The sequence below is a fragment of the Spongiibacter sp. C9W genome, from assembly GCF_057370015.1.
Genome location: NZ_CM170672.1, coordinates 69,827 through 95,685, shown reverse-complemented (window position 1 = coordinate 95,685; position 25,859 = coordinate 69,827). Strand labels below are relative to the sequence as shown.

Genomic DNA, 25,859 nt, shown 5'->3' with positions numbered 1-25,859 from the left:
TCTCACTTTGCATGAAAATCGTGCACCAAAGATTGGACGCGGGGGGCCGCCTGAACAATGATCTGCTGTGACAGACGATAGACATTTTCTTACAGGTCGACGTAGACTGGCGCGCCAAGACAAAAGAATGACGGAGCGCCACAGTAGTGAGTGTCAGTGACCACCGCACGATTTCTGCCGCCTTTGTGCGGGCCATCGGAGCGCGCCAGCCCCTGTCGGCAAACCAACAATCGGCGCTGCTCGCCGAGTGCGACATTCCTGAAAGCGTGCTCACCAGCGACCGCGCCCGCATACGCCCGGCCCAGTTCGCACGCCTCATTGAAGCCGTCACCGAGCTAAGTGGCGACGAGTCACTCGGCTACAACAAACACCCTCAAAAACCGGGTACGCTGTTGGCGCTAATGCGCTATGCCCACAACAGCGAAGACCTGCTTCAGGCATTTGAAAGACATATCGAACTGTTCAACCTCTTCGACTTTGGTTACAAGGTCAGCCTGCAACAGCGTGACGACTACGCCTTTTATCGACTGAGCCCGGAGCCGGGCTTTGAATTAACATCGTGGACCTGCGAGCAGCATATGTTGATGCACCACCGCTATTTTTGCTGGTTGTGTGGCACGCGGCTGCCCCTGCTTCGGGTCAACCTGCACTACCCCGTACCTCGCCACCGCGATGAATACCACTACCTGTTTCATACAGAAACGCGCTTCGCCCAAGCCCATACAGACTTTGTGTTTGCTCGCCGCTTGCTCAGCCTGCCGATAGTACGCAGCGCCGCTGAACTGGAAGAGTTCCTGCCTCGGGTGCCCTATGAATTCATGCACATGCCCGACCAAGACGGCAGCTATACCGAGCAGATCAGGCGCTATTTGAAGAAGTCGCTGCCGCAGCTCCCCAACTACGAACACATTGCCGAGGCACTCGGCATTGGCGCGCAAACACTGCGGCGACGGCTCGCACAGGAAGGCTGCGACTACCGCCAGCTCAAGCACGAATTACTGCGCGACCTCGCCATCGATTTACTCGCCGACCCGGAGCTGGATATCAAAAGTATTTCTTATCAACTCGGCTTTTCTGAGCCCAGTGCTTTTATCCGCTCTTTCAAAAAATGGACCGGCAGCAGCCCCGGCGAATACCGGCGCAACAACACAATTAGCACCGAGCAAGACACAGCCAAACCGCTGCCATAACAGGCTGGCAAAACGCGCTGAGGCGTTTTACATTGATAGCCGCGAGCAAATAATACCGATAACACGCCAAGGAGCTCCGGCTATGAAGATTCACCAGTTCGTCGACTATCACGCGCGTGTGCGTGCTAGCAGCGACTGCATCATTTACCAAGACACCGTCCTCAGCTACGGCGACATTACCGAGCAATCTCACCGCATTGCTGCAGGGTTACTGGCGCGGGGCATTCAACCCGGCGACCGCATCGCCATCATGTGTCAGAACTGTCCGGACTTTCTCACCGTGCTGCTGGCCTGCAGCCGCATTGGCGCGGTGTTGTGTGCGGTAAATTACCGCCTTGCCCCCGAAGAAATTCGCTACGTTGTGCAAGACAGCGAAGCAAAATTACTGATTGTTGCCGACGAGGAACTGGCCACTTTGAGCGACGCTGTGCAACAAGCCCAGCCCGAGCTGAATATTCTGGCCAGCCACAACCAAAGCTGGACAGAGTGGCTGTCCTCGCTGAGTGATGCTGGCGAGGTCGACAACAGCAGTGACAGCTCGGCAGCACTATTCCAGCTCTACACCAGCGGCACCACCGGCCGCCCCAAAGGGGTGGTGCTCAGCCAGCGAAACATCCTGTCGCTGTACTGCATGACCAGCGCGTCCTGGGAGGTTAAGTCCGGGCCTGGCGGCCGCGATCTCGTTAGCGCGCCCAACTTCCATATCGGCGGCGCAGGTACACTGATCTTGCCAGTGTTATCCGGCGCCAGCGTGGTACTGCACAAGACCTTCGATCCCTTTAAAATCGCAGAAGATCTTGAGCGTTATAAAATTGAAAACACCTTTATGGTTCCGGCGATGATCATGGCGCTGATCCATATGGTGCCCGACCTGCGCCAACGAGACTTCAGCCACCTGCGGCAAATTGTGTACGGCGCCTCCCCCATCAACAGCGCACTATTACAAGCGGCGATGGAGGTATTCGACTGCAACTTTTATCAGGTATACGGCATGACCGAGACCTGCGGCGCTGTCGTGTCACTCTCGGCAGACGATCACCGCCGCGCAGCGAACGACGCCCCCGAACTGCTCGCCTCCTGCGGCCGACCCCAAGCAGGCGTTGACGTGAAAGTGGTCGACCGCGACGGCAATCCACTACCCAATGGCGAAACCGGCGAACTGCTCATCCGCTGCGACGCCAACATGATGGAATACTACAACCGCCCCGACGCGACCGCCGAAACCCTGGCCGGCGGCTGGGTGCACACCGGCGACTCCGCGGTGATCGACGAGCACGGTTATATTTTCCTGCGAGACCGTATTAAAGACATGATTATTAGCGGCGGCGAAAATATCTATCCTATCGAGATCGAAAACGCCCTCAGCCAACACCCAGCCGTAGCCGATGTTGCCGTAGTGGGCATTCCCTGTGAAAACTTTGGCGAAACGCCTCTGGCCTGCGTGGTGCTGGCCGAGGGCAAGCAGCTAAACGAGGCGGAGATGATCGAGTTCTTACGCAATGACCTAGCAGGCTACAAAATTCCTCGCCAGCTCAAAGTGTTTGCCGAACTGCCGAGAAACCCAACCGGGAAAATTCTGAAAAAAGTGCTGCGCGAGCCCTACTGGGAAAATCAGGAACGGGCGATTAACTAACGCCAGGCTTGAAATGAAGGTGAGCTGACGCAGTTACCCACCGCGACAGCTCAGCCTTTACCCCTCAAAATACGGACAACCTACGACTCAGCAACAATGTAGGTCAACATTTCCACTACCTGCTCAGGCGTCGTCGCCCAGGCATACGCGGCGGCATCCACCTCTTTCAATGGGTGAATAATCTCCTCACCATGCAGCGTGATATAGGGCTTACCCTTCGCCGCGCAATACCCCGCGTCAAAGGCCGCGTTCCACTGCTTATGACCTTTCCCCAGAGTTAGTACCACAGCCCCGATGAGATTATCCAAAAGTTATGCCGCCTGTTTTGCAAATGCAACAGGTGGCAGATAATCCAGAGAACTGTGTGGTCGAACGTGGTTGTAGTGGTGCCGCCACTGGTCGATCTCGACTCTGGCTTCCTCCATTGACCGGAACCAATGACGGTTTAAACACTCGTTCCTGAACTTTCCATTCAAGCTTTCTACAAAAGCATTCTGCGTTGGTTTTCCTGGCTGTATGAAGCCAAGCTTTACTCCGGACTCCTGGCTCCAGAAAAACATGGCCTTACTGGTAAATTCGGTGCCGTTATCGCAGACAATCATATTCGGTTTACCGCGAGCCTCGATCAATTGGCTAAGAAAGCGAGCAACTTGCCGTCCACTAATTGACACGGAAACCAATTGCCCAACCATCTCGCGGGAATAATCATCAACGACATTGAGCACTCGGAAGCGTCGTCCATTAGTCAACTGGTCTGATACAAAGTCCATCGACCAGCGCTGATTGATGCCCAGAGGCGCCTCCATTGGCAGCCTTGGGCGCTGTAGCTTCTTCCGCTTCTTGGTGCGTACCTGAAGGCCTTCTTCGGTGTATATCCGGTACGTACGCTTCTTATTAACAACTAGCCCTTCAGCTTTGAGAAGGCCATGTAGAAGCAGATAGCCATAAGCAGACTGTTCAACCGCCAATTCCTTTAGCCGTGCTCTCAGAGCTCCATCGTTACTTGGTCTCGCCTGATAGCGATAGGCCGTCCTGCTGATGCCCGCTAATCGACAGGCTGCTCGTTCACTGATGCGATGTTCAAGGATCATGTGTTTGGCTACCTGCTTGCGACCGACGGGCTTCACCACTTTTTTGACAGCACATCCTTCATCGCTTCAACTTCAAGGAGCTTGTCGGCTAATAACTTCTTAAGCTTGTTGTTCTCGCTCTCCAGTTCACGTAGCCGCTTGGCCTCGTTAACTTCCATCCCGGCGAATTTGCTACGCCAGTTGTAGAACGTGCCAGTTGAAATCCCCAGGTTGCGACAGATGTCTTCAACCTTGGCTCCAGCCTCATGCTCTTTGATGGCCTTGATGATTTGTTCGTCGCTGTATCGCTTCTTCATACTGAGATCTCCATCCCGTTAGGTTAACTGGAAATCTCATCTTGGTCATGGTTCCAAAATCGGGGGAAAGGTCACTTATATTTATCGCCAAAGCGGATTACCGCAATATCGCACTGCTCGATCAGCGTGGATATCCGCATCGCATTCACCTTTGCCGACTTGTGATCGCGCCAAAAGCTATTCTCCTCCGCGCCCAACACATCACCCGCGGCATCACTGGCCTCATGATTCGTCACCGCCGACGAAAACGTAATACCACTGCCCTTGCAGCCAGCGATAATTTGCTCCCGCCAGTCTGTATGGATTTCGCCGGAAAGATAGACATTCAATTTCATGTTAAAGGCCTTGAGATCGTTTTAGAGAAATGGAGTGATACGCAAAAGAACAGCGAATGGTATCGGAATCAGGGCTGACCAGCCAAGCGCCATCAGCAAACCACTGACCGCCTTGCGCTTATTTCGGCTTTTCCTCGTTTGCCAGCATGGCTATGTATTTGGCAAAACGCCGCTGACGCGTCTCCGGCTTTTTCGCACTGATCAAACCGTAGGCAATCACAAAACGACCCGCTTTATTCAGCGTATCAAAAAACGACTTCGACTTCGGTTCACTTTCAAGCGCCGCCAGAAAATCCTCCGGCACCACCATCTCACTCACCGCGTAGGCATTTTCCCAACGTCCATCCGCCTGCGCCGCGCGAACATGCACCAGACCCGGTTCCCGCATTCGCCCCTCGTCGATCAACGCCAAGCTCAGCCGCCGAGGTACGAGGTCGGCTGGAGCGCCTTTTTAGAAGGCTCTAGCACGTACTTCAGCTGCTCAGGTGTAATATCTTTCAGCGCCCAATATTTTGTTGATGGCGAATAAGACGTTATTAGCGAATGGTCGTAGAATTGTACATTTTTACTTTGCAAATACTTAAATCCATCATCGGTTTTTATGTAATCTGAGCCGGTTGCGGATGGAAGCCAGCCTTTGATTAGCGCCTCGTATGCAAGCAACCAGTTTGAAGTCTTTAGCTCTGTTGGATTCATCAATGACTGCCACAAGCCAAACACATGGGAGCTGGGAATAAGGCCCTGTTGCTGCGCATCTAGCGTGAGCAAAGCGACAATAGGATTTTCAATCGACTCAAGCACACCGACCGTGCTAGCAGAAAAGTTAATGCCAAATAAAATCATGACAAATATGGCATACGAAACTTCACTAGTATGCCCCATTGGCGCATGTTCGGTTATGAGGAACTCCATTGTTTCTTGCACTTCGTCCTTGTCTATTGCAAAGCCCTTGCTTTCGTAAAACTTAATAAAATCTAATGCAATTGGAAGTATCCCTGGCTCGGCAATTGCCCACTGCAAAATGATACTTTGGTAAGTAGACCAATTGGCAGAATATATTAACCTTGAGGAAGACTTAAGGATGGCATACTTGACGATAGGATCGTCTGGGTATTTGCCGAGATAATCCATTACGAGATCAAAGTAATGAAGAAAATCATTTCGTTGCTGGATTGGCTCACTACGAAACCTGTAGTTCTTTAGCTCGTGTAGCCAAATAGGATCTAGGCGGCACGGTGACTCAATGATTTTCGTTTTCGATGAGTTAAGCGTTAATTCAAACTGTTCCAATACTTCTTGTAGCTTACCCAGCGTCGTCTCAGCTTGTTGATATGAGCTACAACCAAATTCAAAGTCATCTATATAGCGATGATACTTATTCCCTACAATTGGAACCAACATCTCATCAATTGATGTCATTACAATTTCGGCAATTGCGAATGAAGCGTCGGGGCCAATCGGAACCCCTTTTGTCTGCATTTCTTGGCAGTTTCTGATGTGGGCATCAATCTGGTTTCCAATGTTAGCAGAGAAAGCAAAGCTGCTTTTGGCGACGGGCTTTGTATGTAGAGCCCAAGGAATACTATGCGTATAGATTGACGGGTAAAAATTACTAATATCTGCTTGAAGAAGATACTTTGAAGCAGACCTAGTTCGTAGCTTAGAGTCAGAAAGCTTAGAAAACCCTTTTTCCCAGCCTAATGCACGGTTTGTGTCTGGTACGGGCCTACTTAATGATTGGTTTGATTTTTTATAGTGAGTTTCAATGTCCGACCAATTATCTGCAATGGATTTTGCTGAGTGGTAATAATTGATCGGATTAGGAATAGATAGAGCCCGCCTAAGTTTTCCTCTTCTAGCTAAGTTAAAAACCGCGCACTTAGAGTTATATTTCGGTCCTTTCCTTCCAAAGGTATATGGATGAGTAGTAGGTAACGAAGGGTCACATATTGCAGCGGCATAGTCCTGCGTGGTAAATGGCGCAGGTAATTCGCTCGGGAAATATCCTTTTTCTAGTAATTCTTTTAGCATCCTAAAACTATATCCTTTGCGATGGATTTGACGGGCCTTCTAACAGCCTGCTTATGAGGCCGGTTCGGCCTCATAATAAATATTATCGGGCGGCCATCTATCACGCAGCAGCATCCGCCCAGTGAGCGCCTATCCCATTGCAGGTAAAGGACTATTTCTAAAATAAATCGACTCAAATCCCATTAACAATGGCCTACGATTCTGCAGTAAAACCTGTTAAGCAGGCCGTGCCTTGTATACAGAAGAAATGGTGAGAGTTTGCTGAAATAACACACCGTTCCTTCGGTAGCGGGGCAGTACGTCCATCACTGCGTTAAGCACTTAAGATAAGTTTGCTAGATGCTTGAGGCAAGTATTTTCACCAAACTCTATCGTGGCGCCCCCTCCCCTCAGCACTGCCGAGCACGGCGGGAGCTGTGCGGGAATTGCGTGATGGGATGGTCTCCTCCTCACCCAATATCGGCATCGTAATGTGCCATGATTGATTTGCGACAAACAATCGACCGAGATCAGAGGAGACCGCAATGAACCATACTCGCATTGGTATCGATTTGGCAAAAAATGTGTTCCACATGATAGTGCTCGGGCCTGAAGGCAAAGTCATCAAACGCAGAAAGTTTTCGCGTGCTCAGTTGGCGGAGTATGTGAGCCAGCTTGAGCCTGCAACAATTGCGATGGAAGCTTGTGGTAGTGCCCATCATTGGGCGAGGCGCTTTCGTGAATATGGTCATCAGGTCATGCTGCTCCCCCCTCAACATGTGAAAGGCTACCTTCGAGGCCAGAAGAACGATTACAACGATGCATTGGCTATTGCCGAGGCCCTATCGCATGGAGCAGTTCGCAGTGTCCCTGTGAAGACTGTCGAACAGCAAGACGACCAAGCTTTGCACCGCATCAGGCAATTGAGAATCAAGGAGCTGCGTAGTTTGGCCAATCAACTGAGGGGGCTGCTGAGTGAATATGGCATTGTGCTTCCTCAAGGGAAACAGGCCCTTCGTGCTCAGCTACCGCTATTATTAGAGGATGCAGAGAACGGTTTGACACCTAGTTTCCGAGCGCTGCTTAACCGGGAATATCAGCGCTTACGCTTCTGGATTGAAGACGTTGAGTGGTTTGATCAGCAATTGCTCCATCAGAGCAAAGAAGATGACGTCTGCAAACGACTTAAGGCCCTGCCTGGTTTTGGGCCCGTGGTCAGTAGCGCGGTCAAAGGCTGGATGGGCAATGGGCGACAATTCAAACGCGGGCGTGATGCCTCGGCCGCACTGGGTGTAGTACCGAGGCAGGCAACTAGCGGAGACAAAATACGATTAATGGGCATCACAAAACGGGGCGATAAATATACCCGTTCACTAGTTGTACATGGTGCCAGGGCAGTCGTGCGCGAGGCTCATAAAAAAGATGACCCGCTAAGCCGTTGGATCAGTCGCTTGGTTGAGACCCGAGGCTATAACAAAGCCACGGTCGCCTTGGCCAATAAGTTGATTAGGATTGCCTGGGTCATTGTCGCACGAGGGGAAACTTACTCCCCGAAACCGGTTGCTCAGGTAGCACACGCTTAACAACGCTTACAGGCAGGGCAGGAAATAGTTTTTTAGGTTGCGAAGGTAACAATATTGATGACACACAAGGTCACACCACCGTACTGGAAACCTGGAGTCCTCGCAGGCATTTAATGCCGTAAGCGCGATTAGGACAGTACGGGCGCATCTTCATCGAGGCCAGGGGCAGATAAGCCCCACAAACAGGCCGGATATACGAGAGCAGCCTAGCTTGTGTTATCGATAACGTTGTCTTGCAAACGAGGAGGAGACCATATACGAGGACTGTTTGAGCGAAGCGAGTTCCGCAGCGCCCGCGCAGCTCGCGTCGCGCGCAGGGGATCGGCGGCGACAGCCGACGACAGTGATGCGGGGTGCGCTTTTACTCGGCATTACATGCCTCGCCCTCCGGGTCGCCGACAAGCGGCGCTCAATGCAGAAAACGCATTGTCGTTGCCTACTTATTTTTCGCATAAAAATAAGTGGGTCGCCCAGCAAGGGCGAAACCAGTGCTACCAGCACCTACAATAATGAGCACTTCGCCGTGCCATCAGGCAACGTCATCGCGGTTGACAGCGTGCCTCGCGACCGCAGGGAGTGCTTTGGGTAAACCGCGCCTACAACCACTCTGCTCCGAAGCTGGGTCGGTCGCGGTCAGGCCCGCTCCTACCGGTCAGGCGAAATCCCCCCCTCCGCATCGTGGGCTTGGAATCAAAAACGGAACCAAGATAGATAGACCGGCTATAGGTGAATAAGGCTGCTTAGCTGCCCCCTTCCCCATCCCTCTCATATCGCTGCCGCCGAGCCCGATCCGGCGTAATATGTATACGCATTTCCGCCTCACACTTGGGGCATTCCCAACAGGTAAACCCCTCGGGGTTAATGGCATCCGGGTCATGAGGGTGACCACAGCGCGGACAAATAAAACCGGCAAGTTCTTCACGCATAGACTAGCTCAGCATCCTTACAAGCGATGAGTAATGAATAACGATGCTGCGCTGAAGCGGTCGCTATGCCATCTGCGCCATAACCGCATCGTAGTCCCAGTAGGCTTTCAACGAGGTGATTTTACCCTCGGCATTGGCGGTGTAGACCACCACCATATCCACGATAATTTTCATATCGCCGGGCATAGTATTTTCCATATGAACAACGTTGGCACATTCGTCGCCCGCTGGGTGAGAGCTCAGGATAGTAAAATCGATACTGCCTGGGGCAATGATCATATCCCAAAACGAGGCGATCGCCTCTTTGCCTTTGTGCCCCTGCCCTGTTGGGTCCAGTGGGGAGACACCGACCGGGTCTTGTACGACGGCATCGTCGGCAAACAATGCCAGCCACGCCTCGCGGTTACCCGCCGCCACGTATTCGCCCGATTTACGACTGGCTTCCAGCGCTAACTTTCCGTATGACATATTCACTTCCCCAAAAGCGCTGCCCTTGTGGGCAGCACCCACCTTTTTTAATAGTTTAAAAGCTCAGTTTTAGATCGAGGCCGTAACTTCTTGGCTCGCCAAAAATAGCGGAACGATACAGCCCCAGACTGATGGCATGAACCTTATATTCCTCATCGTCGAGGTTTCGCCCCCACACCGCGATCTCCAGGTCACCCTCGCCCACCGCGATGTCTGACAGGGCCAGGCGCGCATTGACGATGCCGTAATCATCCATTTTGAAACCTTCCATATCGTCATTGAAGGCGGTGCCGTAGCGTTCATCGGTCCAAGCGTAGTCAACGGAAGCCGTTAGCATCGCGCCGCCTTGGATATTGCCGCCGCTTAGCGGGCGCTGATATTCAAGGCCAACGGTGTAGTTGTGCTCGGGCGCATAGGGCATCTCTGTGCGGTCGGCGACGTTTTTACCGAAGTCGGGGTTAGCCATGTTCTGACCGGGAATCGGGCTGGCAACGGTCTCGCGCTGATCCAAGTACTCAATAAAGTCGGCGTCGGTATAACCGTAGGAAATTTGCAGGGTTAAACCACGTGCCAGCACCGCCATCAGGTCCATTTCGAAACCATCGATCTCGGCTTCACCCACGTTGTACACGTCGGTGAGGAAAATGGTGCTGTTGTCAGTAATTTGCTGGGTTTGCAGGTCCTCATACTCGGCGTGGAAAACCGCCGCGTTCAGGGTCATGCGGTTATCCAGCCAGCTCGACTTAATACCAAGCTCGTAGGAGGTCATATTCTCTTCGTCGAAGGGCGGCTGAAAACCTTCCTCCGTGCTGCGAACGTTATAACCGCCGGCTTTATAAGCGGTAACAACCTTTGCAAAGGTGCTGACTTGGTCTGTCCAGGCGTAGTCCAGCGTGAGGCTTGGATTAAAGTTGCTCCATTCGTCACTGCCCGACTGCTCGCCATTAGCGAAGTAGATGGCGCTGTCCTTGGTCGCGGCACGCTTATCAACGGTGTAGCGTCCACCCAGCGTCACGTCCAAACGGTGCGCCAGTGCTTCGGGCGACCAAGTAACCTGTCCATAAACCGCTGAGGCCTCCGCTTCTGAGGCAATTTGGCGGTCCTCGTTCGGCTCATAGGAACCGGGCACCAGGCCGATACCGCGATTAAATTCCGCTTCGTAGGACTCTTCTTCAAAGTAGTAAAGGCCGGCCACATAGCGCCAGCTTTCACCCACATCGCCCACCAGCTGAAACTCCTGGGAGAACTGGTCTTGATCGATATCCACATTTGCTTCAAAGAATTTGTCACCGGAGCCGTAGTCTTGGGTGATGCTCTCTTCCAATTCGCGATAACCGGTAATCGACTTCAACTGGCCAATGGCGGTGTCCCAGGTGACGGTCAGTGAGTGGCCGGAGATTTCTGTGCGGCTGGGATCGGCCTTGCGCCACCATGATCCCTTACTCTGGCGACCTTCGTTGGCAGGCGCATTGAGTTGGAACAGCGTGGAGAAAACCGGGTCGAGGGTGACGGTTTTTTGGTAGTAGTGCTGCGGCCCTTCGATTTCCGAAAAGTCGTAGGCGTAATCAACGGTAATGCTGTCGCTAACATCCCAACGCAGTGCAACACGGCCGGCCTCTTTGCGCTCTTCACCAAAGTTGTCGCCCTCGCCGATGTTCTCTACCCAGCCATCGTGCCCGGATTTAAGGTAGCTGAGTTTGCCCGCAACGGGCCCGATTTTGCCTGATTCAATTTTGGTGAGTGACTGCCAGAAGCCGCGGTTGCCCGCACCGACTTTTTGACTAAACCCAAACTCGTCGCTGGGTTTGGCGGTAATCAAGTTGATGGCGCCACCGGTGGTGTTGCGTCCATAGAGCGTACCCTGGGGGCCACGCAGCACTTCAATGCGCTCCAGGTCGGCGACATCGCTACTTAAACCGACGCTGCGAGCGACATACACGCCATCAATATACACCCCTACTGCAGGGTCTTGAGTCGTTTGACTGTCGTTATTACCCACGCCGCGCATAAACACCACCAACGAGCTACGGCTGTTAGGGAAAGGGGTAATAGTGACGTTAGGGGCTAACCCCGCAACATCGGCGAGATCGGTAATGCCGAATCGTTCCAAGCGCTCATTGGAAAACGCCAGCAGCGATATCGGCGTGTCTTGCAGTGAGCTTTCTCTTTTTTCCGCTGTGACTAGGATTTCTTCTAATGCGAGACCATCCGCCTGGGCGCCTGTAATCAGGCTATAACCCAGCGCAAGTGGCAGCAATGAACGAGCGCCTGAGAACGGCATTATGATTTTTCTAAACATATATTCCCCAAACAAAATCGCCGCCATTGCTGGCGGCGCTTGGACAAGCAACTGTGTAACTTAGAAGCTTAGTTTTACATCGACACCGTAGCTTTTTGGCTCGCCGAAGTAGGCCGACTGATACGCTCCCAAACTGATGGAGTGAACTTTGTATTCCTCGTCGTCGAGGTTACGTCCCCAGAAGGCAACTTCCAGCTCGGTGGAACCGATAGACATACCTGACAGCGCAACGCGACCGTTGACGACGCCATAGTCATCCAGGAAATAGCCTTCGATATCGTCGTTAAAGGCGGTGCCATAACGCTCATCAGTCCAGCTGTAGTCCAGCGATGCGGTCAGCATTGAGGTGTTGGCGCCAGTGCCTACCGCGCGCTGATACTCCAGACCAATAGTGTAATTGTGCTCTGGCGCGTAGGGCATTTCCGCTTGGTCGGCAATGTTTTGGCCCTGGGTCGGCGCGCCATTGCGCTGGTCGATATACTCAACAAAGTCCGCATCGGTATAACCATAGGACAGCTGCATGGTTAAGCCGGGCACCAGCACAGCCATCACGTCCAGTTCCAGACCATCGATTTCAGCTTCACCCACGTTGTAAACGTCGGTGAGGAAGATGGTGGCATTGTTGGTTACCTGCTGAAGCTGCATGTCTTCATATTCGGCGTGGAATACCGAAGCATTCGCGGTGATGCGATTGTTCAGCCAGCTCGACTTCATACCCAGTTCGAAAGAGGTCATGTTCTCTTCGTCGAAGGGTGGCTGGAAGCCGGCTTCGGTACTGCGCACATTGTAGCCACCCGCTTTGTAGGCAGTAACAACTTTGGCGAAGGTGCTCAGGTCATCGCTCCAGGCGTAATCCAGAGTCAGGCTTGGGTTGAAGTTGCTCCACTCATCGCTGCCCGACTGCTCGCCGCCAACAAAGTACACGCTGCTGTCTTTGGTGGCCGAGCGCTTATCCACGGTGTAGCGACCGCCAAGAGTAACGTCTAAGCGTTGCTCCAGCGCTTCAGGCGACCAGGTGATCTGCCCATAGGCTGCATAGGCCTTGGCGTCAGACTTAATGGTACGGTCTTCCACGGGGAAAATTGCGAAGGTAGGCGGTACTGGTGCAGTGTCAAACTCTTCTTCCAGGCCGTCTTCTTCGAAGTAGTACAGGCCCGCCACGTAGCGAATATTCGCTCCGGCATCACCAACCAGCTGGAACTCTTGCGAGAACTGGTCCTGGTCGATATCCACGCTTACAGCAAAGCCGGGCGCACCGCCGCCGTAGTTCTGTTCAATGCTCTCTTCCAGTTCACGGTAGCCGGTGATCGACTTCAGGGTACCCACAGCGGTGTCCCAGGTGACGGTCAGGCTGTGGCCTGAAATATCGGTATTACTGGGTTTAACGCCGCCAGACCACGAACCTGTTTCCGAGCGCTGATCGCTGGCATTGGGGTACAAACCGGGTACAAAAGACTCGGTAGGCTGGTAGTACTGCTGAGGGCCTTCGATTTCTGAGAAGTCGTAGGCGTAGTCAACGGTGACGTTTTCGCTGGCGTCCCAACGCACGGCGACACGGCCGGCTTTTTTGTCTTCGGCACCGAAGTTGTCACCACTGCCGGTGTTCTTCACCCAGCCGTCGTGGGCCGATTCCATGTAGGTGAATTTGCCGGCGAATTGACCAACCTTGCCGCTTTCAATTTTGGTGAGCGACTGCCAGTAGTCGCGGTTGCCCACACTGACTTTCTGGCTAACGCCAAATTCGTCAGCGGGTTTTGCAGTAATCAGGTTAATGGCACCGCCCGTGGTATTGCGGCCGTAAAGTGTGCCTTGCGGGCCACGCAGTACTTCGATGCGCTCCAGGTCGGCAACGTCGCTACCCAGACCGATGCTGCGCGCCACATACACGCCATCAATATAGACACCGACGGCGGCATCCTGGGTGGTTTGGCTGTCGTTGTTACCCACGCCGCGCATGAAAATAACCAGGGAGCTGCGGCTGTTGGGGAACGGTGTAATGGTGACGTTTGGTGCTAAACCGGCGACGTCGGCCAGATCGGTAATACCGAAGCGGTCCAAACGCTCATTGGAAAAGGCCAGTAGTGAAATGGGGGTGTCCTGAAGCGAACTCTCGCGCTTCTCTGCCGTTACCAATACTTCCTCTAGCGCGAGGTCGTTGGCAACGGCACCAGCCGACATTAGCCCGCAGATTGCGGTTGCCAAAAGTGAACGGCGGCCAAGAATTTTTGTCATGAGTATCTCCCGTGTCATACTGCTTTATTATTTATTGGAAGCGCAGAGTGTGCATCCATGCGCTACACCAGTAGCCGCCTATAGTCGCAGTTCCAAACCAGCACGGCCTATCGTCCATTCGGCTTAGCAAAAATCGAGTAGTTTCAACAATGTCTCACACCAGTGAATTCGCCCCACCCGCGCTACTGCAAAACCCCCACGTGCAATCGCTGCTGGCCTCGACGGCGCCGCGCAAAATACGCTTGATGCCACGGGTTCGCCAATTGCAGAGTGCCAGCAAGTCGGTGATTCTGGACTGCGGCAATGGCAGCCAATTGCTCGGTGAATACAGCCCTCAGCAACAGGGGCGCAGTCGCGGTTTAATCACCCTGATTCACGGCTGGGAAGGCAGCTCGCGGTCGACCTATTTGCTGTCTGCCGCCATTGCCTTCTACCGCGCTGGCTATGATGTGTTTCGATTGAATCTTCGCGACCACGGCCCCAGCCACCATTTAAACCGAGAGCTTTTCAATTCAACCCTGCTTGAAGAAGTGCTCGGCGCATTGCGCGCCATACAGGCCAACTACCCTCACGATTGGCAGTTTCTCGCCGGCTTTTCACTGGGCGGAAACTTTGCCCTGCGACTGGCTGCCGCAGCCACCGAGGCGGGCATTCACATTCACCAAACCATTGCGATATGCCCCGTTGTCGACCCGGTAAAAACCATGGCGGCCATTGAGCAGGGCTGGTGGGTGTACGAGCAATATTTTGTGCGCAAGTGGAAGCGCTCGCTGAAAAAGAAACTGGCGCTCTACCCCGAGCTGAACTTTTCTGAGCAACTGCACGGCATGAAACGACTGAGGGACTTTAACGATTATTTTGTTCCCAACCACACGCCGTTTAACGAACCCGACGAGTATTTTCGCGCCTACGCCCTGAGCGCAGACCTGCTGAGCACATTGAGCAACCCCGCCCATATTATTGCGGCCCAGGATGACCCAATGATTATTGCCGAGGACTTCGAGCAACTGCGCGGGGTAAAACCGCTGAGTATAGAAACGCCGCGCTTTGGCGGCCATTGCGGCTTTGTTAAAAACTGGCGGCTGGACAGCTGGGTCGATGACCGAATGCTGGAGATCATCCAGCTGCGAAAGCAGCAGCCTCGACAGGCTGCCAGCACCGAAGCCGCAACAATGACCTAACGCGCCGCCAGCGCGTCACCAATGGCAAGGATTCGCAGCGCTTCGTCAACATGCAGCGACTCCACCAGGCGGCCATCCACAACAACCACGCCCAACCCCTGGGCCTCGGCTTCTACCCAGGCTTGGTGAATTTTTTTCGCTTGCGCTAATTGTTGCTCGGACGGGCCAAAGGTTTGGTTAGCCGCGGCAATCTGTTTCGGGTGGATCAGCGTCTTGCCATCGAAGCCCAATTGCACGCCCTGCTCACAGGCTTGCACAAAGCCCGCCTCATCGTCGAGGTTAAGATGCACACCATCGAGCACATCCAAACCGTGGGCGCGCGCCGCCAGCACGCATTGGCTAAGCGATGCCTGCAGGCCCAACCGGTCCGGAGTGTGCGGTACACGAAGCTCCTTAGCCAGGTCCGAGGTGCCCATCACGATGGCCTCAAGCCGCGAATGGCTGCCCGCTATCTCGTCGATGGCCAATACGCCTCTGGGCGTTTCTGCCATTGCCCAAAGCTTGAGCGTCTCCGGCGCTTGTTCCTGAACAAGTAGCTGCACCACGGCCTGCACTTCGGCGGCGGATTCCACTTTCGGCAAGCACAGGGCGGAGATCGGCGCGTGAGCAAAGGCGGCTATTTCTTCTCGGCCCCAGGGCGTATCAAAGCCGTTAACGCGCACCACCAATTCGCGGTGCCCGTAGCCACCTTCGGCGAGCGCATCCAGAATGTGCTGGCGGGCCTGCACCTTTTGCGACGGGGCAACGGCATCTTCAAGATCGAGGATCAATACATCGGCGTCGAGGCTTCGCGCCTTTTCCAGGGCGCGCGTATTCGCGCCAGGCATGTATAACACTGATCGACGGGGAAGGTACGCCATTGAGGTCACTCCGCAAAAAAACGCCAAGTCTAGCATAGGGCTTAACCGGTGGATCGCTCGGACCAGAGGAATTACAATTGCGAATCATTTTCAATTAGCGCAAAATATCTCGCTGCTTTACCGTCGCCAACTTGAGGACTCTTCATGACTAAATATGTGCTAACACTGCTCTTGCTGTGCCAGTTTAGCGTTGCGCAAGCCGCGCCGGACAATCGCCGCGCTATCGTGACGCACTACACCAATTTGGCACACGCGGTGTTCGACGATGCAGAAACGACAGCGCGAACGTTGCTGAGTCGTGTTGAGGCCCTGCTCGCCGAGCCATCAGAAAAAACCTTAATGGCGGCGCGCCAGGCCTGGGTCGCCGCGCGCATCCCCTACCAGCAAAGTGAGGCCTTTCGCTTTGGCAACCCAGTGGTTGACGACTGGGAGGGGCAGCTCAATAGCTGGCCGTTGGATGAAGGCTTGATCGATTACGTGGACCAAAGCTACGCCGCGAGCCTGGGCAATATCGCCGCCGATATGAATATCATCGCTAACCCCACTATTACACTGGGCGGCGGCGCGATAGACGCCACCACGATCACCCCAGCGTTATTACAGGACTTACATGAACTGGCCGGCAATGCCGCCAACGTGACCAGCGGCTACCACGCGATTGAATTCCTGCTTTGGGGCCAAGACCTTAACGGCCATCAAGCCGGTGCGGGCGAGCGCCCCTACACCGACTTCAGTAAGGGTGAAGCCTGCACAAACGGGCACTGCGAGCGCCGCGGTCAATATTTGCTGGCCGCGACACAATTACTCGTTAGCGACCTCGCCTACATGACCCAGCAATGGGCTGCCGAGGGCGACAACTATCGCCGTGAATTACTGTCGCTGCCCACCGAACAGGCACTGGCGCGCATCTTCTACGGCATTGGCTCACTGAGTTTGGGCGAGCTTGGTGGCGAGCGTATCAAGGTGGCCCTGGAAGCCAACTCAACCGAGGATGAGCACGACTGCTTTAGCGACAACACGCACTGGTCCCACTACTACAATGGCCTGGGCATCAGCAATGTGTATAAGGGCGAGTACCAGCGCATAGATGGCAGCTGGGTTCGCGGCCCCTCGCTGAGCCAAGCGGTTGCCGCATCGTCAGCGCAGGCTGACAAAGCATTAACGGCCGCCCTGAGTACCACCATGGCGCGCCTGCAGTTGCTAACGCAAGTGGCCGAACACCCGGAGCGCCCACAAAAATTCGATATGCTGATCGCCCCAGGCAATGCGCAGGGTCGCAACTTGCTCGGCAGTATTCTGCAAGCGCTGACAAACCAAACCCGCGCCATTGAAGACGCCGCGGCAAGCCTCGGCATCAACCCCAACGCGATTTGACGCCTTGCCTCGCAACCGTTTTTTCACCCTTGTCGCCCTGGCACTGATACCACTATCGAGCTGGGGCACTCCAGCCCTTGAGCGGCCAGCGCCTGAACTGAGTCCACAGCAACAACTTGACTGGGCCGTCGGCCGCAGCTTTGCCCACCGCCCGTGGGTGTCGTCACCGGCAACCACAACCGCACGCGATGGCCTCGGCCCGCTATTTAATGCGCGAAGCTGCGCCGGCTGCCACCCAGGCAACGGCCAGGGCCAACTTCCCGCAAAAGGTCTTGGAACGGTACTGAGGCTGCCGAAAGACAGCCTGTTTGGCAGCCAACTGCAAGACCGCGCCCTGCCCGGTTTCACAGCGGAAGGCCGAATTGCCTGGCGAGTATCCCGCCATGCGCCCCGCCCCCACCGGCAATACCTTATCGCCGAGTATCGGCAGCTTTCAGCCTCGGCACGCTTGGCCCCCATGCTGATCGGTTTGGGCAAGCTCGACGCCATTGATCGTGCCCAGATCCTGGCCTGGGAAGATGTCGATGACCGCGACAATGACGGTGTTTCCGGCCGAGCGGCCACACTGGATAACGGGCAGCTTGGCCGCTTTGGCTGGAAAGCTTCCCAAGCCTCGCTGCGCGAGCAAATTGCCCAGGCCTTTGCTGAGGACATGGGCATCGACAGTGCAATACGTCGCGCCACCCGCTGCGACCAAATTAGCGCGGCCGCTTCTGAGAACGACAGAATGGCTGCCCGCGCCCGCTGTGAGCGCGCCTCTGGCGCCGACCAGCCCGATGGCAGCGAAATCAGCCCGAAGATTCTCGGCGCGGTTGAACACTACATTGCCAATTTAGCGATCCCCGACAGCAGGGCTGACCATCATGGCCCCGCCGCCAGAACCTTTGCCGAAATCGGTTGCGCAAGCTGCCACCGCCCGGCATTCGCCACGGCCAGCGGCACGATTTATCCCTACAGCGATTTGCTGCTTCACGATATGGGCGACGGCCTGAATGACGGCGTCGCCGAGGGCGCAGCGCGCCCCGAAGAATGGCGCACTGCGCCACTGTGGGGGCTTGGAATCCGCAGCGCAGAGGCGGACAATACCCGACTGCTCCACGACGGCCGCGCGAACAGTATTCGCGAGGCGATTGCCTGGCACGGCGGCGAAGCCCGCGCCGCGAGGCAGCGTTTCAACGCCTTATCGCAAGCACAGCAGGCCCGTCTACTCGAATTTTTAAAGGAACTGTAAATGTCTACCCCAGCGACCCTGATACAACACTGCCGGAAGTGGCTGTTGCTGCCCTGTTTCAGCCTGCTCGCTGCCTGCACCCCGCCCCCCGAACAACAGCTGCTTGAAGACACTGCGCAAACCAGCTTGCTGCCCGCTCACCGGGATTTTGCTCTGGCGGCAAAGCAGCTTTCTCAGGCCACCCAGGCATTTTGTAAATCGCCTGACGACGCGGGGCTACAAGCAGCCCAAGAACATTGGCGACACAGCGCGGTAGCGTGGTCGGGGCTGCAAGTAAAAAGCTTCGGCCCCCTGATGGAAGACAATCTAAGCTGGCAAATCCAGTTTTGGCCAGATCGTAAAAACCTGGTCGCTCGCAAGCTCGAGGGCCTGATCGCCGAGCATGCCGACGCCACCCCCTTCACCGCCAGCACGATCGCCGACGCGAGCGTCGTGGTACAAGGCTTAAGTGCGCTGGAGTATTTACTGTTCGATGAAAAAGCGGCTCAGCTTGATCGTTATCAAACCGCCCCGTTGCGTTGTCAAGTGCTGAGCGCTATCGCCGAGCATCAGAAAACGTTAAGCAAAACACTGCACGAAGCCTGGCTGCCCGATCACGGAAACTACCTTGGCACCTTTGCGCAGCCCGGCCCTAAAAACCCGGTTTATCCCGACCGCCAACAAGCCATTGCAGCGCTTTTGGAATCATTGGTTGCCGGTGCCGAATTGATAAAACGCGATAAGCTTGAGCGGCCTCTGGGCTTTGCCAACAGCCGGGGCCTAAGCCAGGTGTACCTGCTTGAGTGGTGGCGTAGCCGCTTCTCTCGCGAAGCCATTATTGGCAACCTCAATGCGTTGCAGCGCCTTTATCTGGCCGATGAACTATACGGGATCGACGACTATCTGCGGCAGCATCAGCACAGTGAGCTGGCAGAGCAAATTACCAGCACCTTTGAAAAAACCATTGTCGCTGCGCAGGCCGTTGAGGGTGACCTTTTCTCGGCCGCGACTGATCCAGCGCAAAAACCTCAGTTGCTCGCACTTTATACTGAGGTACAGCAATTACTCGACTTGCTAAAAAATGCCCTGCCGGATGCTCTGGGTATCACCCTGAGTTTTAACGGCGCCGACGGAGACTAGTATGCAACGCCGCACCCTGATCGCTGGTGCGCTGGGTTTACCTGTAGCTGCAGCACTTTGGCAGTTCACATCCGCCCCAGCGCAGGCCAACTACAGCCCGGTGTGCAGCGCGGCAAACAATGCCGAGGGCCAACCAATACTGGGGGCAATGCACGGTGATCACTGGGCTTTTACGCTGCCGGGTGACGAGCGTGGCCACGATAGCTGTGTACACAATGAGCGAGCAGAAGCGCTATTTTTTGCGCGTCGCCCCGGCACCCACATTTATGTTGTCGACCTGAAAACCGGCAAGCTTCGCCATAAAATCAACGCCGCCGAGGGCTACCATTTTTACGGTCACGGCTGTGTAAGCGGCGATGGCCGCTACCTTTACACCACAGAAAACCACGTTGCGGATAACGGTCGCGGCGTTATTGGCGTCTACGATTGCTACGACCAGTATCGATTGATCAGCCACATGGATTGCGGCGGCATCGGCCCTCACGAACTCGCCTTAATGCCTGATGGCAAGCACATTGTGGTGGCGGTGGGCGGCATTAAAACGCTGCCAGCGAGTGGTCGTAAAACCCTCAACCCCGGAGCGCTTGAACCCGGTTTGAGCTACCTGAATTTGGCGGAGCAGCGCGTCGTCGCATTCATCCCCTCCCCCGACGCCCAACTGAGCTTGCGCCATTTGGATGTCAATACCAACGGCGATGTTGTGGTAGGCGGTCAATATCAGGGAACGACACCCTCCGCCAAGCCACTCATCTATCACCATCGGCTGGGTGGTGAGATGCTTGCACTGGATATCAACACCGAGCTGGCCATGCGCAACGACTATGTCGCCAGCGTCGCCACCGACGATCAGCAAAACGTGCTTTGCAGCTTCCCCCGCGACAATCAGCTGGGGTTGTGGTCAATACCCCAGCGCCGCCTGCTGCACAGCTGGCGCTTGCGGGATTGCGCTGGCGCCGTGTATGACGCCGCCAACAAACAGTTCATTGTAAGCAGCAGCTCCGGGCAGCTAATGGCTGCCCGCGCCGGTGAAGACCAGCTGTCACCACTGGCCTACCTACCGGGCCTGCGCTGGGACAATCATTTAAGCCTGATCCCACCACATCTGGCCAATACCCTCGGCTAGCCACAGAGACGCTATGAAACGACGCCAATTTGTTAAACACGGTTTGAGCGGCGCGGCACTGACTTGCCTGCCGCGTTTTAGTCTGGCAATGGCCACGCCGCCAGGCGGCGACAGTGACAACGGCGAGCGCTACGATTACGTGCTGCGCGCAGAGCGAGGTAGCGCAACCTTAGTACCTGGCAAACAGAGCGAGATACTGGGCTTTAACGGGCAATTCCCCGCACCGACCATTCGTGTTCGCCAGGGTGAGCGGCTGCGCCTGCGCTTCGAAAACCACCTGGATGAAGCCAGCACCATTCACTGGCATGGCATTCGCATTGACAACGCGATGGACGGCGTACCAGTGCTGAGTCAGGCGCCTGTTCAGCCCGGTGAAAGCTTCCTCTACGATTTTGTTTGCCCCGACGCGGGCACCTTTTGGTATCACCCCCATATCAACTCCATTCGCCAACTAGGCATGGGAATGGTCGGGGTATTGATCGTGGAAGAGCGGGAACCGCAACCCTACCACGAGGTGATTATCGGCCTGAAAGATTGGCGGCTGGATAAAAACGGCGACTACCTGCCGCTCTCCATTCCCAGAGAGGCCTTCCGCGATGGCACACTCGGCACCGTCAACACAGTGAATGGCCGCCAGCAACCCACCATTGATATTCCCGCCAACCAGGCCACGCGCCTGCGCGTGCTGAATATGGACAACACGCGGGTATACCGACCGCGCCTGGAAGGAAATTCGCCGCGCATTCTCGCCCTGGATGGCAGCCCCGTAATTCCTCACCGCCCCTTTGAAGTAACCCCACTGGGTGCGGGCATGCGTATGGATCTCGGTTTTGTCGCCCCGGAGCCCGGTAAGGAGTTTGTTCTCTACGATCAAAAAGGCCGCTTTGGTGTCGAGCTGTGCCGCCTGCGCACGGTAGACAGTAAACCGCCAACACCGCCGTCAAACACCGTGACGAGTTTGCCGCCCAACCCGATTGCAATACCCAACCTTGAGCAGGCCGAATTACTGCGCTTTGTCTTTGAGTGGCAGGGCGCGCTGTCGCCGCTTGACCGGGATGGGAAGACCGACCACAGCTTTTGGCTGATTAACCGCCGCGCCTGGGGTTCGCACGGCCACCATAGCCTTCCCGAACCACTGGCGACACTGAGCCTTGGCAAAAGCTATATCGCCGAGCTGCACAACGCCACGCCGCATGCTCACCCTATTCATCTACACGGGTTGATTTTTACTGTATTGTCTTCTAATAAACGTAAGGTAAACCCCTATCAGAGTGACACCATACTGCTGGAGAAGAACGAACGCGCCCGCATCGCCTTCGTTGCCGACAACCCCGGCCGCTGGATGTTTCACTGTCACGTGATTGAACACATGAAAACGGGTTTAATGGGTTATATTACTGTGACGTAAATTGTAAGGAGCGCTATTGAGAGTTAGCCACCAACGCGGCACTGAGATATCCTTTGCGCACTTGGACACGGACATCCAGTAATCTCATGACGCTTACCCGAAAAGCCACTCTGATTATCGCTAGCACCATGCTGTTTACCATTTTTTCTGGTTTGCTGGCACGTGAGCTAATACTTAATCCCCATCTGAAGAAAATCGAGAACGCTGCCGACCTGCGTGACGTAGATCGCTTCGAGCAGGCGGTTGACCGTTACCGCGCCAATCTGGAGAGCCGCATTGGCAGAATATACGCGGCAGCAGGCTTGCTTCAGGGCCTTGAAGGGCAACTCGATTGGTCCCCGGTAATCTTGCAACTCGCCCATATAGGCGGCTATGGCGAACTGGATTACTTTATCCTCGCGGATGAATCCGGTGAGAACAGAATTGTAAAAGCCGGCGAAATCGCGGAAAAAACCCGTCACCTTCCCGACAACGCCACCCAAGTTGAAATATTTAACGAGGCAATATCGCGTCTTGACCAACAGGGCAGCGCCAGTATTTCCGGCTTGCTACTAAGCGAGGGGCACGGCCCTCTGATCTATGCTGCTGGCCGAGCCAACTGGAGCACGGATAAACTGCCGTCGATATATATTGCGGTGCGCCGTATCGATGATGCACTGATCGCGTCGCTGGGTGAGCAGCTCGGCCTCACCGTGAACGCCATGACTCACGATGAGAGCATCAAGCAACGCGAGCACTATGGCGTCGGGCTGGGCCAGCGCAGTGAAGATGACACCTTGTACTCCCTGCTCAGGAACGACGCCGGCGACGTCATCGTACACATGCGCTTCAAAACAGCGCCGCGCGCCTTTGACGACGAAATTTTCAGCCCGACCATCGTCGCGGCCCTGATCATAGCAACGCTGTCTTGGGCGGTGGTTATCGTGCTTATGAAACGTGCCGTTATCTACCCCATTGAAAACCTCGCCCAGACCATGCGACGAATACGGCAGTCGAGTAACTATCAGCAAAAACTCAATTACAAACACAATGACGAGCTGGGCAAACTGGTCGATGAGTACAATGAGCTCCTGGAACATGTTGCCAACCACACCAGCAAGCTCGAAGCCTACTCTTACAAAGATGCCCTCACCGGCATTGGCAATCGCCGCCTTTTCCAGGAACGCCTGGATTACCTGTGGAAGCTGGCATCACGCCGTCAGCTAAGTCTCAGTGCCATTGTTTTCGACCTGGATTACTTCAAACAGTACAACGACCGCTACGGCCACGACGGCGGCGACCATGTATTGCGTCAGTTTTCCGGCTTACTGAAAAAACGCTTCACCCGCGAAACCGATGTGATTGCCCGCACGGGTGGGGAAGAATTTATTGTTCTGCTGTTCGATGTGTCCAAGGCCAATGCCCTGAAGTTGGCGAATAGGCTCGTAGGCGATTTACGCTTATTAGCCATCCCCCACGAAGCCTCGCCGCAATCGGGAGTCGTCTCGGTTAGCGCCGGGGTTGCGTCGTTTACCCCAATCAAAGATAACAGTCCCGATGAGCTGATTAGAAAAGCCGACGAAGCACTTTACGAGGCAAAGGCAGCGGGACGGGATCAGGTGTCTATCAGCCCTGATTCACGCGCTTGACCGCATCACGCCATCTTTCGCGCAAAAGAATTCGGCCATAAAAAAACGGGGGCTTCAACGCCCCCGTTTTTCGTTCGCGCCGCTGTTGTTATTTACCCGACTCTGCACTCAGGCTAACAACGTTACTCGCCGCGCCGCTGCTCACTTCAGCTTCGGGCTTAAGTATCGACTCAACAGGCTCCGCTGCGCCACTGCTAGCACGACTGCGCTTGGCTGTGGCCGCCGACTTGGTTGAGCTGGCTTTGGTGGATGCCGCACGTGCCTTTTTAACCGGGGCCTTAGCAACAGCACCGCTGCCGGCTTTCTTCACGGCTTTTTTGGCAGGCGCTTTCTTGCGCGCTTTGGGCTTCTTGGCCTCCGCTTCCTGCTTGCTGATATCCGCCTTCACCGCATCCAGCAGTTCCTGGAAGGCTTTCTCGACACATTCGCGGTAGAAAGCAGGGTCCGGCATGCTGTCGCGATCGCCCAGAATCGACATAGTCACGACACCGGATGAGCTAAATACCAAGTGGAATAGCCCTACGCCCGGTGTGAGCAGGCCCAGCCCGTAATAGCGCACCATCTGCGCACCCGCGGAATACAGTGGGAACGGAGGCCCTGCTACATTTGACACCACGGAGCTGATACCCAGAGGCAAGTGCTGCGTCAGTTCGTTATTGACGTAGGTATTGACGATGGGCCGTGTCATTGCTGGCGGCATCACGCCGGCCAAGCGCAGCACGTCGACAAGGGGGGAGTTTTCTCCGAAGGTCTTGGCGTCCTGGCTGCTTTGATAAATGGCTTTCAAACGCGCCAGCGGGTCATCCAGCTCGGTGTGCACTTCAACGAACACCGATCCGACCTGGTTGTTCTCATCAGACACCCCGCGGCGCGTGCGCATGTTCAGCGGGATGGACACCGCCAGGCTGTCCTCGGGTAATTCGTTGTGGTGCTGCAGGTATTTGCGCATCGCCCCGCCGACCACGGATAACACCACATCGTTGATTTTGACGCCGCTATGGTTCTTCACAAGCTTGACGTCTTCCAGCGAGAACTCTGCTGCTTCAAACACGCGGTAGGGGCCAACAGGGGTGTTAAAGCGCGTGCGCGGCGAGGTGATAGACGGCATGGGAATACGCTTGCGCGCAACGCCCCACGCCAGCTTGCCCAAATCCGCCAGGGTATTGGCGGCGCCGCCCAGCATTTTCACACTGTTTTTAAGCTGATTAACTGCCGTCGCCGTTCCCAGATACAGCGGGCTTGGCGCGATATCGACCATGACCGTTTCCGGGGCTTCCGGCACCGCTTCGGGGTCGGGCTCGAGGTCGTGAATCACCGACATAATTGACGAGCCGCCAGCGCCATCAACCAGTGAGTGATGCATCTTCGTGTAGATAGCAAAGCCCCCTTTGGGCACACCGGGGATATTGTCCAGGCCTTCGATAATATAGGCCTCCCAAAGCGGGCGCGACATATCGAGTGGACGGGCGTGTAGGCGAGCAATCAGGATACACAGCTGGCGCCAATCGCCGGGCTGGGGTAAGGCGAGGTGGCGAATGTGAAACTCGACATCAAAATTGGCATCTTGCACCCAGTAGGGACGGTCAAGTTTACCCGGCACATTCACCAATCTGGAGCGGAAAATTGAGTGTTTCTTTAAACGCCGCTCAAAGTTTGCGATCACACCCTTAAAGCGCACAAAACCACCCGGCGCCGTCGAGGGGTCATAAATACCCATTCCCCCAACGTGCTGTGGTGTATTGGGGTGTTCCAAATTGACAAACGCGGTATCGAGTACGCCTAACTGCTTCATCCTTTAAACCTCATGTTCCTGTATCCGTGCAACGGCCGATCAGTAAATTATTGTTTTGGGGCCACACTGCACACCTCTCC

General features: G+C 55.1%; 20 protein-coding genes. 10 read left to right on the top strand and 10 right to left on the bottom strand.

What is annotated here, in order from left to right:
• Positions 1 to 146 precede the first annotated feature (146 nt).
• Both AC2Q8J_RS00415 and AC2Q8J_RS00410 read left to right on the top strand, forming a co-directional pair.
• Positions 147 to 1,190 (top strand): AraC family transcriptional regulator, encoded by a 1,044-nt coding sequence (locus AC2Q8J_RS00415; protein WP_486451877.1) that lies wholly within the window; start codon positions 147 to 149, stop codon positions 1,188 to 1,190.
• An 82-nt stretch (positions 1,191 to 1,272) separates the two neighbouring features.
• The gene (locus AC2Q8J_RS00410; RefSeq protein WP_486451876.1) at positions 1,273 to 2,823 is read left to right on the top strand and encodes a long-chain-fatty-acid--CoA ligase; all 1,551 of its coding nucleotides are present in this window, start codon (positions 1,273 to 1,275) and stop codon (positions 2,821 to 2,823) included.
• 80 nt (positions 2,824 to 2,903) lie between these two features.
• Here the strand turns inward: AC2Q8J_RS00410 and AC2Q8J_RS00405 are convergent, their stop codons facing one another.
• From AC2Q8J_RS00405 to AC2Q8J_RS00385, 5 genes are all read right to left on the bottom strand, one after another.
• Entirely contained in the window at positions 2,904 to 3,131 is a 228-nt protein-coding gene (locus tag AC2Q8J_RS00405) for a YtoQ family protein (protein ID WP_486451875.1), read from the bottom strand.
• Positions 3,132 to 3,134: 3 nt separating this feature from the next.
• Positions 3,135 to 4,210, bottom strand: a protein-coding gene (locus AC2Q8J_RS00400) for an IS3 family transposase (protein ID WP_286838887.1) whose coding sequence is annotated in 2 segments (ribosomal slippage) — positions 3,135 to 3,961 and positions 3,961 to 4,210 — 1,077 coding nt in all. Because the reading frame shifts where the segments join, the coding sequence is not laid out codon by codon here.
• Positions 4,211 to 4,281: 71 nt separating this feature from the next.
• Positions 4,282 to 4,545, bottom strand: a complete 264-nt coding sequence (locus tag AC2Q8J_RS00395) for a YtoQ family protein (RefSeq protein ID WP_486451874.1) — start codon at positions 4,543 to 4,545, stop codon at positions 4,282 to 4,284.
• A 118-nt stretch (positions 4,546 to 4,663) separates the two neighbouring features.
• The gene (locus AC2Q8J_RS00390) at positions 4,664 to 4,933 is read right to left on the bottom strand and encodes a YdeI/OmpD-associated family protein (RefSeq protein WP_486451873.1); all 270 of its coding nucleotides are present in this window, start codon (positions 4,931 to 4,933) and stop codon (positions 4,664 to 4,666) included.
• 26 nt (positions 4,934 to 4,959) lie between these two features.
• Positions 4,960 to 6,576, bottom strand: coding sequence for an RNA-directed DNA polymerase (locus AC2Q8J_RS00385; RefSeq protein ID WP_486451872.1), 1,617 nt, complete (start codon positions 6,574 to 6,576; stop codon positions 4,960 to 4,962).
• 524 nt (positions 6,577 to 7,100) lie between these two features.
• Here AC2Q8J_RS00385 and AC2Q8J_RS00380 point away from each other — a divergent pair.
• Positions 7,101 to 8,138: an IS110 family RNA-guided transposase gene (locus tag AC2Q8J_RS00380; protein WP_486451871.1), complete on the top strand. Its 1,038-nt coding sequence runs from the start codon at positions 7,101 to 7,103 to the stop codon at positions 8,136 to 8,138.
• Positions 8,139 to 9,127: 989 nt separating this feature from the next.
• On the opposite strand, the gene AC2Q8J_RS00375 is transcribed toward AC2Q8J_RS00380, so the two are convergent.
• The 3 genes from AC2Q8J_RS00375 to AC2Q8J_RS00365 are packed head-to-tail and all read right to left on the bottom strand — an operon-like array spanning position 9,128 to position 14,063.
• Entirely contained in the window at positions 9,128 to 9,532 is a 405-nt protein-coding gene (locus tag AC2Q8J_RS00375) for a nuclear transport factor 2 family protein (protein WP_486451870.1), read from the bottom strand.
• A gap of 55 nt (positions 9,533 to 9,587) precedes the next feature.
• Positions 9,588 to 11,831: a TonB-dependent receptor gene (locus AC2Q8J_RS00370; RefSeq protein ID WP_486451869.1), complete on the bottom strand. Its 2,244-nt coding sequence runs from the start codon at positions 11,829 to 11,831 to the stop codon at positions 9,588 to 9,590.
• Between the two features lie 60 nt (positions 11,832 to 11,891).
• Positions 11,892 to 14,063, bottom strand: coding sequence for a TonB-dependent receptor (locus AC2Q8J_RS00365; RefSeq protein ID WP_486451868.1), 2,172 nt, complete (start codon positions 14,061 to 14,063; stop codon positions 11,892 to 11,894).
• Between the two features lie 149 nt (positions 14,064 to 14,212).
• Between AC2Q8J_RS00365 and AC2Q8J_RS00360 the strand changes: the two genes are divergently transcribed.
• Positions 14,213 to 15,244 carry a YheT family hydrolase gene (locus AC2Q8J_RS00360; RefSeq protein WP_486451867.1) on the top strand — a complete coding sequence of 344 codons (1,032 nt, stop codon included), beginning with the start codon at positions 14,213 to 14,215 and terminating at the stop codon, positions 15,242 to 15,244.
• Here the strand turns inward: AC2Q8J_RS00360 and AC2Q8J_RS00355 are convergent.
• A complete protein-coding gene (locus AC2Q8J_RS00355; RefSeq protein ID WP_486451866.1) occupies positions 15,241 to 16,104 on the bottom strand; it encodes an HpcH/HpaI aldolase/citrate lyase family protein in 864 nt (287 codons plus the stop codon). The two genes, AC2Q8J_RS00360 and AC2Q8J_RS00355, sit on opposite strands and share 4 nt — an antisense overlap.
• Before the next feature lie 144 nt (positions 16,105 to 16,248).
• Between AC2Q8J_RS00355 and AC2Q8J_RS00350 the strand changes: the two genes are divergently transcribed.
• From AC2Q8J_RS00350 to AC2Q8J_RS00325, 6 genes are all read left to right on the top strand, one after another.
• Positions 16,249 to 17,478: an imelysin family protein gene (locus tag AC2Q8J_RS00350; protein ID WP_486451865.1), complete on the top strand. Its 1,230-nt coding sequence runs from the start codon at positions 16,249 to 16,251 to the stop codon at positions 17,476 to 17,478.
• Positions 17,432 to 18,709, top strand: coding sequence for a di-heme oxidoredictase family protein (locus AC2Q8J_RS00345; RefSeq protein WP_486451864.1), 1,278 nt, complete (start codon positions 17,432 to 17,434; stop codon positions 18,707 to 18,709). Before AC2Q8J_RS00350 ends, AC2Q8J_RS00345 begins: the two co-directional genes overlap by 47 nt.
• On the top strand, positions 18,710 to 19,828 hold the full coding sequence (locus AC2Q8J_RS00340) for an imelysin family protein (protein WP_486451863.1): 1,119 nt from the start codon (positions 18,710 to 18,712) through the stop codon (positions 19,826 to 19,828).
• A gap of 1 nt (position 19,829) precedes the next feature.
• Positions 19,830 to 20,951 carry a DUF1513 domain-containing protein gene (locus tag AC2Q8J_RS00335; RefSeq protein ID WP_204995828.1) on the top strand — a complete coding sequence of 374 codons (1,122 nt, stop codon included), beginning with the start codon at positions 19,830 to 19,832 and terminating at the stop codon, positions 20,949 to 20,951.
• A 13-nt stretch (positions 20,952 to 20,964) separates the two neighbouring features.
• The gene (locus AC2Q8J_RS00330; protein WP_486451862.1) at positions 20,965 to 22,359 is read left to right on the top strand and encodes a multicopper oxidase family protein; all 1,395 of its coding nucleotides are present in this window, start codon (positions 20,965 to 20,967) and stop codon (positions 22,357 to 22,359) included.
• Between the two features lie 86 nt (positions 22,360 to 22,445).
• Positions 22,446 to 23,987, top strand: a complete 1,542-nt coding sequence (locus tag AC2Q8J_RS00325; RefSeq protein ID WP_486451861.1) for a GGDEF domain-containing protein — start codon at positions 22,446 to 22,448, stop codon at positions 23,985 to 23,987.
• A gap of 88 nt (positions 23,988 to 24,075) precedes the next feature.
• On the opposite strand, the gene AC2Q8J_RS00320 is transcribed toward AC2Q8J_RS00325, so the two are convergent.
• On the bottom strand, positions 24,076 to 25,779 hold the full coding sequence (locus AC2Q8J_RS00320) for a WS/DGAT/MGAT family O-acyltransferase (RefSeq protein ID WP_486451860.1): 1,704 nt from the start codon (positions 25,777 to 25,779) through the stop codon (positions 24,076 to 24,078).
• Positions 25,780 to 25,859 lie beyond the last annotated feature (80 nt).

Bases quoted from the DNA above. Each gene is read 5' to 3' on its own strand.
- AC2Q8J_RS00325 (WP_486451861.1), top strand. From the start codon at position 22,446: ATGACGCTTACCCGAAAAGCCACTCTGATTATCGCTAGCACCATGCTG.
- AC2Q8J_RS00370 (WP_486451869.1), bottom strand. From the start codon at position 11,831: ATGTTTAGAAAAATCATAATGCCGTTCTCAGGCGCTCGTTCATTGCTG.
- AC2Q8J_RS00395 (WP_486451874.1), bottom strand. From the start codon at position 4,545: ATGAAATTGAATGTCTATCTTTCCGGCGAAATCCATACAGACTGGCGG.
- AC2Q8J_RS00375 (WP_486451870.1), bottom strand. From the start codon at position 9,532: ATGTCATACGGAAAGTTAGCGCTGGAAGCCAGTCGTAAATCGGGCGAA.
- AC2Q8J_RS00385 (WP_486451872.1), bottom strand. From the start codon at position 6,576: ATGCTAAAAGAATTACTAGAAAAAGGATATTTCCCGAGCGAATTACCT.
- AC2Q8J_RS00365 (WP_486451868.1), bottom strand. From the start codon at position 14,063: ATGACAAAAATTCTTGGCCGCCGTTCACTTTTGGCAACCGCAATCTGC.
- AC2Q8J_RS00350 (WP_486451865.1), top strand. From the start codon at position 16,249: ATGACTAAATATGTGCTAACACTGCTCTTGCTGTGCCAGTTTAGCGTT.
- AC2Q8J_RS00390 (WP_486451873.1), bottom strand. From the start codon at position 4,933: ATGCGGGAACCGGGTCTGGTGCATGTTCGCGCGGCGCAGGCGGATGGA.
- AC2Q8J_RS00410 (WP_486451876.1), top strand. From the start codon at position 1,273: ATGAAGATTCACCAGTTCGTCGACTATCACGCGCGTGTGCGTGCTAGC.
- AC2Q8J_RS00335 (WP_204995828.1), top strand. From the start codon at position 19,830: ATGCAACGCCGCACCCTGATCGCTGGTGCGCTGGGTTTACCTGTAGCT.
- AC2Q8J_RS00360 (WP_486451867.1), top strand. From the start codon at position 14,213: ATGTCTCACACCAGTGAATTCGCCCCACCCGCGCTACTGCAAAACCCC.
- AC2Q8J_RS00330 (WP_486451862.1), top strand. From the start codon at position 20,965: ATGAAACGACGCCAATTTGTTAAACACGGTTTGAGCGGCGCGGCACTG.
- AC2Q8J_RS00380 (WP_486451871.1), top strand. From the start codon at position 7,101: ATGAACCATACTCGCATTGGTATCGATTTGGCAAAAAATGTGTTCCAC.
- AC2Q8J_RS00340 (WP_486451863.1), top strand. From the start codon at position 18,710: ATGTCTACCCCAGCGACCCTGATACAACACTGCCGGAAGTGGCTGTTG.
- AC2Q8J_RS00320 (WP_486451860.1), bottom strand. From the start codon at position 25,779: ATGAAGCAGTTAGGCGTACTCGATACCGCGTTTGTCAATTTGGAACAC.
- AC2Q8J_RS00355 (WP_486451866.1), bottom strand. From the start codon at position 16,104: ATGGCGTACCTTCCCCGTCGATCAGTGTTATACATGCCTGGCGCGAAT.